This is a genomic window from Halorubrum persicum, assembly GCF_002727125.1.
Taxonomy (GTDB): Archaea; Halobacteriota; Halobacteria; order Halobacteriales; family Haloferacaceae; genus Halorubrum; species Halorubrum persicum.
The window spans coordinates 1-10,480 of sequence record NZ_NHOA01000153.1 but is presented as its reverse complement, the minus strand read 5'-3'; the positions used below and the strand labels follow the sequence as shown (position 1 = coordinate 10,480).

At 57.3% G+C, this 10,480-nt stretch carries 6 protein-coding genes; 3 read left to right on the top strand and 3 right to left on the bottom strand.

All coding sequences use genetic code 11. The annotated features are described in order from the left end of the window. Positions 1-1,482: 1,482 nt before the first annotated feature. Positions 1,483-1,914 carry an adenine nucleotide alpha hydrolase family protein gene (locus tag DJ69_RS16940; protein WP_099256744.1) on the bottom strand — a complete coding sequence of 144 codons (432 nt, stop codon included), beginning with the start codon at positions 1,912-1,914 and terminating at the stop codon, positions 1,483-1,485. A gap of 606 nt (positions 1,915-2,520) precedes the next feature. Here DJ69_RS16940 and DJ69_RS16935 point away from each other — a divergent pair. Next, the gene (locus tag DJ69_RS16935) at positions 2,521-3,675 is read left to right on the top strand and encodes an NAD(P)/FAD-dependent oxidoreductase (RefSeq protein ID WP_099256743.1); all 1,155 of its coding nucleotides are present in this window, start codon (positions 2,521-2,523) and stop codon (positions 3,673-3,675) included. 671 nt (positions 3,676-4,346) lie between these two features. Further along, entirely contained in the window at positions 4,347-5,930 is a 1,584-nt protein-coding gene (locus tag DJ69_RS16930; protein ID WP_099256741.1) for an aldehyde dehydrogenase family protein, read from the top strand. Positions 5,931-6,629: 699 nt separating this feature from the next. Here the strand turns inward: DJ69_RS16930 and DJ69_RS16925 are convergent. Together DJ69_RS16925 and DJ69_RS16920 are read right to left on the bottom strand one after the other, a co-directional pair. Beyond that, positions 6,630-7,739 carry a proline racemase family protein gene (locus DJ69_RS16925; RefSeq protein WP_099256739.1) on the bottom strand — a complete coding sequence of 370 codons (1,110 nt, stop codon included), beginning with the start codon at positions 7,737-7,739 and terminating at the stop codon, positions 6,630-6,632. After that, positions 7,736-8,848, bottom strand: a complete 1,113-nt coding sequence (locus tag DJ69_RS16920; protein WP_099256737.1) for a cis-3-hydroxy-L-proline dehydratase — start codon at positions 8,846-8,848, stop codon at positions 7,736-7,738. Before DJ69_RS16920 ends, DJ69_RS16925 begins: the two co-directional genes overlap by 4 nt. 97 nt (positions 8,849-8,945) lie before the next feature. Between DJ69_RS16920 and DJ69_RS16915 the strand changes: the two genes are divergently transcribed. After that, positions 8,946-10,094, top strand: a complete 1,149-nt coding sequence (locus DJ69_RS16915; protein ID WP_099256735.1) for an NAD(P)/FAD-dependent oxidoreductase — start codon at positions 8,946-8,948, stop codon at positions 10,092-10,094. Positions 10,095-10,480 lie beyond the last annotated feature (386 nt).

Below are 10,480 nucleotides of genomic sequence, written 5' to 3'. Positions count from 1 at the left end.
ATGGCGATTCAACACAGCCGGACAGAGTGTAACTCAGCTTTTGCCTCGAGACTATCATCCAAATGCTTTATTTTGACGCTCATAGGGTAGTAACTTGGCTGCCGGTTATTTGTTACTAATATGAACTTTTGGATTTGGTCTCCACCTGGTATCGGCCGTCCTCTCGGAATCTGGGCCCTGGAACATCAAATATACTTAAATATGCATCCATTATGATTATTAATGTTTTATTTCGGGAGCAGGTTGGAGATAATGGTGCCGTTCACTCGTCTGATAACGTCCGAGATGCTGATCGTCTGTTTCGCTGTCCTTCTTTTTGGTATTGCTCGGTACTGTGTGACTCCATTGTAGCTTTTGTAATTTGAATAAGTTCACACGTTAAACACATTTTAGAATAGAATCCAGCTCGAATCCGGGAGTCTTCTGGACTTATAGCCGCGCCTTGAGATCCAACAATACGTATGATGTAGACGAATATTCGACTCCACTAAATCTACGGGTTGAATGATTGTCGTCGCGACTGACCGGAATCGTTGTACCGGTCGCCTAACTGTCTCGATCAGAGATGAGGAACGCTGCAACTTCTCTGGACTTTTTCGGTTGATGCTCAGAGACGTGATGCCTCTTAAGGGATACAAAACTCTTTTCATATATTTGGTAGTTCGTCGCTGAGATCTCCAACGATCGGGAACGAAGTTGAAGAGTTCGCTGACGCTACAGTAGTTGTCTGTTTCAAAGATAGTGCGTTGGGATCGGTGTTGAACGAGATGACTGTCTCAATGTTTTCACTCCCGCATGCTGAGTGACCTCGAAGATATCAATGACGATGTAGACCACCGCCATCACTCACTCACCATACTACCCGACCTTCCGGGTTGTGGTACCTAGCCGCTATACCCGATTAGACGAGAAGATGAAAATTTTTCCCCGGTAACACGGCTGACTCTTTGACGAGTGCGAAATTCTCACCCCCCACCCCATATTACGTCCGATAGAGACGAGGAGCTCTATGTCACAAGTGTCGGTGTCCTCGTTGTCGATCTCTTCAAAGTCAGTCACGGTCAACTACTTGGCGTCCTCGTTGATTTCTTCGTCGGGCGCCGAGAGATTGGCGTCGCGAGACCATTTAGTGGCTGGCCACTCGTCGATGCGAACAGTACATAGAACGAGACCTGCGGGTCATCGATGGGGAAATCAACATTAGAGCTATAGGGTGATTGGAATGTGCACCCAACCGAGTCGGCATCGGTGACCTCGGAGGTGTACGTTCGATCGAGTATGGGTGAATTATCAATCCTGTTCGGCGCTACGACAAACTCGGTGTCAAGGTTCTCAGCGAGAGCCACGGGCCCCTGCGTATAGACGCATGGTTGAACTCTCTGTCGTAGTCGATGCTATCGATCTGGTCGACTACCTCGCGGTCCAATTCGTTTATTTGGGAGTCGATGTCCCCAGCGACGAAACTCACATGCAGATTGACACTCACGGCGTCCGCGAGCTCGCGGCGAATGGACGTGACGTTCCCTTCGAGTGGCTTCTTGCGTCGAGTGCGTTCACGATCACCGCCCACTCGTAGCTGAGCGCCTTGGTAAATGGAACTCTAATGAAATTGAAGTCGTCGTCTTTTGCTTGGTTTTCCGAGAACATAATGTCGAGATTGTCATCTTCCACGACCGCAACAAGTGATTCGGCAGTCGTCCTGGTGTCGAGAAAAACGACATCCATCCTGGTATCGTCCCAGATTCGGACCGCGCGATTTTGCGAATCTTCGCGAGTGCTATCTGGGTCGTTTCCTCGCTTTATCCGGACAACGGTGATGTCGACGACTTCGATGTCACCGCCCGCTTCAGCGATTTGGAGGCTCTCGCCAACGGTGTAGTCGTCCCAGCCACTCCGGTCATAATCGAGGTACATTTCATCAATTTCCGGACTGACGATTTTGAACTTGTCCTCAAGAATTGGACTTCATTAACTGTAATTAAAACTTTCATTTACCGCCCGATCCCAGAAATAAGAACATAGTGAGAGAAGTCGTACAATTCTCACATCCGAATGGAGTCAGAGTTCTCGGATCAGATTCTATATAAATGGAGCTTCTATTCTGGTTATTTATACTCATAATGAAGCATAAGATAATGCCGTGTTGAATAGCGGCCTCTGAGTCACGAGGCAACGATATCGATCCGGAGACCATAGTATCAACCGGTCACAAGCCGATTCAAATCCCGATTGCCTCGGCCAACACTGCTATTCAACAGAGCATAAGATAACACCCTCTAGGTATCTCATCTAGATTGGCGCTTATCGATTTTATATGGGCGGGCATAAGGACTCGCGGCCTTCGGCCTGATGTACATCCTATTCAACATCAGATCGCAAGTTATCCGTTGATTTCAACGCCTATCTTGAGCTAGTCACTCTGAAGGACTCAAACTCCTATGCGAACGACTGGCTCTATGCTCTTCCTTGTTTCCTGCCTAGTTGCCAGATATTATATACCCCGAGTCGCTAACAGGTCACATGCAGGTAGCAATCGTAGGTGGGGGAATCGTTGGACTCGCAAGTGCGTACTACCTCAGCCAGCGCGGGGTAGCCGTCACTGTCCTCGAAAAGAACTCACTTGGGTCGGGGAGTACAGATCGTGCCAACGGCGGTATCCGCGCCCATTTCTCCTCGCCGGTGAGTTCAAAGCTCTCTCAGCGCAGCATCGAGTTCTGGGAGAGCTTTGAGACGGAATTCGACGCTGACTTGGAGTATCGCCGCCCCGGCTATCTCTTTATGGCACGCACCGAGGAAACAGCTGAGCGATTCCGTGAGAACGTTCACAAGCAGGCGGAACTCGGTGTCGAGAGTGAGTTTGTCTCTCCAGAACGCGCTGGAGAGATCTGTCCAGAATTGTACACAGACCGCTTCCTTGGCGGGGCCTACTCCCCCAACGACGGTGTCGCCGATCCGCATCTTGGCCTCCAAGGGTTCTCTATCGCCGCGAACGAGGCGGGTGCCGAGATTCGCACCGGGGTCACGGTGACCGATGTCACACTCGACGGGAATGGGGCCGTCACAGGTGTTGAGACATCCGAGGGACCAGTCGAAGCCGACTTCGTCGTCAACGCCGCCGGACCGTGGGCAGCGCAGGTAGCCGAAATGGCCGGCCTAGACGTGCCAGTCACGCCGAAGCGGCGCAAACTTATCATTGTCGACCCCGAGACGCCGGTGCCACCGGATACGCCTTTCACTATCGACGCAGACCGGGGTGTCCACTTCCGTCCGGAGCGGAAAGGAAATGTCGTCGCCGGCGGTCACTTCTCCGACGTTGACCCAGCTCAGGACCCGGACAGCTTCGACGAGCGGGTCCCACTCGAGTGGTCCGCACAGGTGGTCGAGGCGGCAGCAGACACCGCTGAATACTTCGGCCCGAATTCGGAGATTCGGCGTTCTTGGGCAGGTTTATACGCAGTTACGCCGGATCATCATCCGATTATCGAGGAGACACTCCCCGGCTTCGTTAATGCGATCGGCTTCTCTGGCCACGGTTTCATGCAGTCGCCCGCGACGGGCCAACTCGTCGCAGAGCTCGTCGTCGACGGCGAAGCCACCTCGATCGACATTTCCTCGTTGACGGCCGAACGCTTCAACGGTGGGAGTCCACTATCGGAAGGCACGGTGATCGACTAAGTCCCCGTCGTTCGGTACCAAACGGTGCCCACAGCGATGTGCCGCTACGACAACTATACAGTGAGTGCTGGAAGCGTAGCGGTCGTTGTCGGCGAGCAGAGGCGCTGTTTCCACCGATGGAGCAGAGATTTAAACGGTTACCTTCGAGGGACAGTATATGGACCTCGTTACTTCTGTCGTGCGCATCGCGTCGGTATCTTTTTTAAGTATCAGAGTTATTTTGGAGGAGTGCGATTGACTCAAAGCCTCCAACGAAAATATTGTTAACCCCAACCTCGGTCGGCCTGATATCGATATCCCTCAGCTGATCAAGGACGCGGCGACGACTACACTCGAGAACGGCGAGAGACACTACATGTCGGACTACGGGATCGCCCAAATTCCTGAGACCAACGTGATGGGTCGCGTTAAGTTAGTGTCAACATAGCTGCAGTCATGCAATTTGCTGAAGTGTTCGAGAATGTTGTAGCTGATCGTGCTGTGATGATCGACGGGAAGGAAAACTGAGAAGCCAGATCCTGTTTCTCCCGAAGTTACTCCCTATCTTGAGTATATAACTTGGATTTCCCGAACTCGCCGAATACTTTCGCAGTCTTGCGTTTTTGCTTAACTTAACGCGACCACTCAGCAAAACCCGAACCTATATCAACGGTCCCGACAACATCTCGAGTGTGCAACCTAGAGCGTACGATAACGAGCTGACGTACCTCACACATAAGCAAGATGACCGCGAGGAGGCATTCCACCAGGCCTACGAGGAGGCGGTCGAGTCAGTCCGAGCCGACCTCGGTCAGTCTCACCCGCTGAAGATCGACGGCGAACCTGTTGAGACTGACAATACCTTCACCGCGACTAGCCCCGGCAACCTAGACCTCAAGATCGGTGAGTTCGCAGCGGGACGAGAGCAGGATGTCGAGGCCGCAGTAAGCGCAGCCACGACGGCGGCGTCAGCGTGGGAGGATCGCAATGTCGAATCCCGTGTCCAAATCTTCCAGGACGCGGCAGATACCATGCGCGACCGGAAGTTCGAGCTCGCGGCAACTCTCTCGCTGGAGAACGGGAAGAACCGGACTGAGGCGATGGCTGATGTCGATGAAGCCATCGACTTTCTCGACTTCTACAGCAGCGAGCTTGAGCGGGCCGACGGCTACGAGTTCGACACCGGCGAGCCAACGCCTGGCCAGCACACCACGAACCTCCTGCGTCCGTACGGCGTTTTCGGTGTCATCTCCCCGTTCAATTTCCCGATGGCGCTGTTTGTCGGCATGAGCAGCGGCGCGATGATCGCCGGCAACACCGTCGTCGCAAAACCTGCGAGCACGACGCCGCTGACCGCCCACTTGTTCGTCGACATCCTCCACGAGGCCGGTCTCCCGGAGGGCGTCATCAATCTCGTCACGGGCGGTGGCAGCGACGTTGGCCAGCCCATCGTCGAACACGAGGATGTTAGCGGCGTCGCGTTCACCGGGTCTCGTGATGTCGGCCTGCGCATCCAAGAGACGTTCATGGATCTGGGTAAGCGCGGTCCCGTCATCGCCGAGCTCGGCGGAAAGAACCCGGTCATCGTGAGCGATACTGCGGATGTCGACGACGCTGTCGAGGGCGTCAAGAACGGAGCGTTCTCCTTCAGCGGGCAGAAGTGCTCGGCGACCTCGCGCGTCTACGTCCACGAGGATGTTATCGACGAGTTCACCGATAAGCTCGTCGCCGAGACTGAGGATCTCACCGCCGGGCAGGCGACCGACCGAGACACATTTGTCTCGCCGCTGATCGACGACAGCGCCGTCGAGTACTACCAAGAGATTACCGAGAAAGCCCGAAACGACGGCACCGTCCACACCGGTGGGAACGTCCGCACGAACGGCGACTTAGCTGACGGGCGGTTTGTCGAGCCGACCGTCGTCACTGACATCCCCCACGACCACGAGCTCGCTCGGGAGGAACACTTCCTCCCGTTCGTGACGGTTCACCCTGTCTCCAATCTCGACGAGGGTATCAAGAAGTCTAATGACAGCGAGTACGGCCTCTGTGCTGGGCTGTTTTCGCAAGACGAGGCGGAGATCGAGCGCTGGTTCGACGAAGTCGAGTCCGGGATGACCTACGTCAACCGGACCCAGAGTGCGACGACTGGTGCGCTCGTCCAGGCCCAGCCGTTCGGCGGCTGGAAGTTCTCTGGCACCACCGGAAAATTCGCTGGCGGCTACTGGTACCTCCAGCAGTTCATGCGCGAGCAGAGTCGGACGCGCGTCGAATAATCGGCGTCGACGCGCTCGCGCCCGGAGCGGTAACGACAGAACCAATTACAACAGAACTATTATCCGGCAACGTCGTATCGGAATTGACGTACATGTGCCTCCACTGGCTGGCAACGCTGCACTAGTAACGTCCTCAAGTGACGAGATGTGGACGCGGTTGCAGTACTTGAGGAGCTGGACGAGTTCGTCACCTTCCTGAGCTGCCGCGTGAGAGTTACCTCCACAGCGTCATCCCGATCAATGGCGATGCGGGCACGTCGAACCTGTGGGCATTGCGCAGCCTGGTCACCGACCTCGACAGCGTGTACGAACTCCCGGCAGTGAAGAATTTAGCTTCGAGTGGATCGACATGCTGCTGGGACATCCTACATACATACATACACGATCACGAAAACTAGCAGGTTTGTGTCGTTCAGCAGGATAACTGACCACCTACCCCGAAGAAGGCTTGGCGACGTTCCACGAATTCGACCCGGTCCACCTCGACGCTTGGGGGCTTCACCGAGTGGAGAAATCGGGCAACAAGCATACTGTCGCGATCGACATTTTCTCATCTGGCCGGCTTCAATGTTTGGACAGGCCGCGAGAAGTAAGTGCGATATCGTCGTTGCGGGGAGATCGGGCGCCGATAGCGTCGCCAACGCCGAGCAGGCAACCTGCTCTGAGCGACCGAGCTTACTTCCAGCGGCCGACCGCCCGCTACCGCAGCAGGAACCCCTCGCCGAGTGCATCCTCTGGGTCGATCACGAACTCAGAGCGGCCGGTGAGGTGCGCGCTGCCCGCAACCTCGGGAACGATCGCGTCGTAGGGGCCGACGGTCGCATCGCCGCGAAGCCGTCCGGTGAACGTCGATCCGACGATGCTCTCGACGACGAATGGCTCGTCCTGCTCGAGGCGGTCGTGGTAAGACTCCAGCGCGAGGCGACCGCTGACACCGGTCCCTGTCGGCGATCGGTCCACCTCGCCGTCGGCGAAGACACAAACGTTGCGGCTGTCGATGCTGTCCCGGTTAGATGGAGCGGTGAAGATCGTCCCGTAGAGGAAGCCGAGATCGTCGTCCTCGGGGTGACCAATCTCGATCTCATCGTTCACTGCAGCCTTGATCGCGGAGCCCGTGCAGATCAGGTCGTCGACCGCGTCTGGTTTGATCTCGACACCGGCGTCGGCAGCCGGGAGGTAGGCGTAGAACGCGCCACCGTAGGCGATTGCGACCGTCACCTCACCAACCCCGGGGACCTCGACGGCAAGCTCCGGTTCGTAGACGAACGAGGGGACATTCTCGAACGCCACCGAGGCCACACCATCGCCGTCCGTTATAGCGTATGCAGTCACGAGGCCGGCAGGTGTGTCCATACGGATTGTGGATTCGTCGCCGGTCGGCTCAATCATCTCTGTCTCGAGGGCTACCGTCGCCAAGGCGATGATGCCGTGGCCGCACATGGTGCTGTATCCCTCGTTGTGAGTGAACAGCACACCCACGTCGGAGTCGGTGCGCTCGGGCTCGACTGGAATTGCGCCATACATATCTGCGTGCCCGCGAGGCTCGTACATCAGTGCTTTCCTCAGGTGGTCATGGTTGTCGCGGGCGTACTGGCGCTTCTCCAAGATGGTGTCGCCCTCGATTGTCGGCCAGCCGTCGACAACGATGCGCAGCGGCTCGCCGCCGGTGTGCGAGTCAATCGTCTCGACGACGGGCCACGACGCGGGTGGTTCCCAGTCGGTTGCCCATCCCCAGTCGTCGGTTGCCTCCCCGTCACGGTCGGTGTCATCGCTGGTCGATTCCCAGTCTGCCCGGTCGAAGTCCCTCACGCGCCTCCTCCGTAAGTGGCCACCGGGTCGCCGAGGACATCCAGACGTGGCTCGACACCGAGCCCAGGAGTCCTCGGGGTGCGCATCCGGCCATCGGCTGTCTCTGGGGCCCCGTCGGCGGTCGTGACCCCGTTGTAACTCTGGAAATCAGTGCTTGCCAACCGACACTCGGCTGGCGTGCTCTGGGCGAGGTGGGCGATCGCCGCCGTCGCGATCTCGCTGCCCCACGTGTCCTCGACGATCATCGAGAGCTCGAACTGGGCACAGAGGTCGCGGATAGTTCGCGCGCGAGTTAATCCGCCAACCTTCGCGATCTTGAGGTTGACAACGTCCATCGCGTCCTCGTGGTAACCGCGAACGACAGCGTCTGCGCCGGTCATCACCTCGTCTAGGACGAACGGGTGGTCGGTCTGCCTGCGGACCGCGCGGCAGGCCTCGTAGCTGTGGCAGGGCTGCTCGATATAGACATCAACATCTTTAATTTCCTTGACGAGCCGGACGGCCTCGGGTCGTGTTAGACCCGTATTTGCGTCCGCATCGACGATGCACTCATCGTCAAGTTCGTCCCGGGTCATCCGGATGCGCTCTGCGTCGATCATCGGATCGCCGCCGATCTTGAGCTGGAAGTTCTCGTAGCCCTCGTCGCGGTAGGTGGCGACGCATTCAGCCATCGCTTCGGGGGTGTCCTGAGAGATTGCCCGGTAGAGAGGAACGTCCTCGCCGAACCGCCCGCCGAGTAGTGTCGAGACCGGGACGTCGGCGGCCTTTCCCGCCAAGTCCCAGCACGCCATGTCGAGGGCTGACTTGACATAGGGGTGCCCCCGGAGTTGGCGGTCAAGGCGTTCTGCCAGCACCGGTGGTTGCGTAGGATCGGCTCCAAGCACGGTGGGCGCTAGTTCTTCGACGCCCGCTCGCACGCCGCGAGCGTACGCCGGCAGATATGCGGAGCCGAGCGTCGCTACTTCTCCCCAACCCACGAACCCCACGTCTGTCTCCAGTTGAACGATCGTCGAGTCGAACGCCTCGTAAGAGTTCTCTCCCGACCAGTCGTAACTCCCCTCAGCGATAGGTAGATCGACTTGGTACACCGATATGTCTGTGATTTCCATGCGAGATGTTATCATAGGTGCCCGCCTGTGACTTAAATCTGCTGTCGATGTGGCAGGACAAGGTATTATGTCGTCGTGGACACAGACACCGTTCGGAATGACAGTCGTTATCATCGGCGGCGGGATCGTGGGATGTGCGAGCGCGTACTACTTGGCCGAACGAGGGGCAGATGTGATCCTTTTCGAACGTGCCTCGCTCGGTGCGGGTGCGACGGACCGCGCGGCTGGTGGTATCCGCGAACAGTTCTCCACAGAGGTGAACATCCGGCTTTCGCAGGCCGCTATTTCGGTCTGGGAGACGTTTGAGGCAAATTTCGGAACCGACATCAAATACCGGCGTCCTGGATACCTTTACCTCGCGCGCGACGACTCGACGGCCGCGCTCTTTGAGGAGACGGTGACTTTCCAGAACGACCACGGGGTCGATAGCCGGATCCTTGATCCCGAGGAGGCTACCGAGTACGTCCCCGGTCTACGGACCGGGCAGTACGTCGCCGCGGCGTACTGTCCGACTGGCGGCTTCGCAGATCCTCACCTGGGATTACAAGGTTTCTCGATGGCAGCAACGGAAGCTGGCGCCGCTATCGAGACGGGCGTCGCAGTGACCGATCTGCGTGTTCGTGACGGCCGTGTTGTCGGTGTTGACACAACTGAGGGGCGTTACGATGCCGATGTTGTCGTCAACGCCGCCGGATCCTGGTCCCCCCAGATCGCTTCAATGGTCGGGATCGACCTCCCAGTGACGCCCAAACGCCGCCAAGCGCTTATCGTTGACCCTGAATCACCGGTACCAGACTCGAACCCGCTAGTGACAGACCTTGACGACGGATGCTACTTCCGGCCGGAGCGCAACGGCCAGGCGCTGGTGGGCGGTCACTTCGGCTCCGACCAACCGTATGACCCCGACAAGTATGAAAAATCCCATGATCTCGACTGGGCCGCGGACGTCGTCGAACATGTCGCCACTGTGGCCGACCACTTTGGCCCCGATTCTCGGGTAATCCGCGGCTGGGCAGGACTGTACGCAATGACGCCGGACCATCACCCCATCATCGAGGAGTCAATGCCGGGCTTGCTCACCGCGACCGGGTTCTCAGGCCATGGGTTCATGCAGTCGCCCGCAACAGGCCAACTAGTCGCGGAACTCGTTCTCGATGGCGAGGCTACGACAGTCGACATCTCTCCGCTTGCACGCGACCGGTTCGAGCGGGGCGAGGCGTTACATGAAACGTATTTCAGCGCATAAGCCGATTGGGGTTATCGCTGCGGCACATCCTTTGGTCGTACGCTCTTGTGTAGGAGATTGTTGATACTGCTGAGCTGCCGCTGTTGAGTCGAAGAGGACAAGGACACCGCGTCAGCGGTGTCCGACACAAATGATTCCACTGGGTGTGCTCTGTTGAATCCGATGACCGCACGGGGATCGCGATCTCTGAAGGCGCGATAATTTCGCTTTTTGTCGTCAAGGAGGTGGATCGATCCACCCAGCGATCTCGATCTTCTCCCACTCTACCAAGAGTCCATCTCTGAATTCTCTCGGCAGCGCTCCTGAGCCGAGTACAGAGTGACCCGATCCCGATGTCTTTTGGGGATTCAACAGAGCAGTGGATGTGTTTGGGTCGGAATCGGTCG

Coding starts and splice junctions, on each gene's coding strand:
- DJ69_RS16920 (WP_099256737.1), bottom strand. CDS start 8,848: ATGGAAATCACAGACATATCGGTGTACCAAGTCGATCTACCTATCGCT.
- DJ69_RS16935 (WP_099256743.1), top strand. CDS start 2,521: ATGCAGGTAGCAATCGTAGGTGGGGGAATCGTTGGACTCGCAAGTGCG.
- DJ69_RS16940 (WP_099256744.1), bottom strand. CDS start 1,914: ATGTACCTCGATTATGACCGGAGTGGCTGGGACGACTACACCGTTGGC.
- DJ69_RS16915 (WP_099256735.1), top strand. CDS start 8,946: ATGACAGTCGTTATCATCGGCGGCGGGATCGTGGGATGTGCGAGCGCG.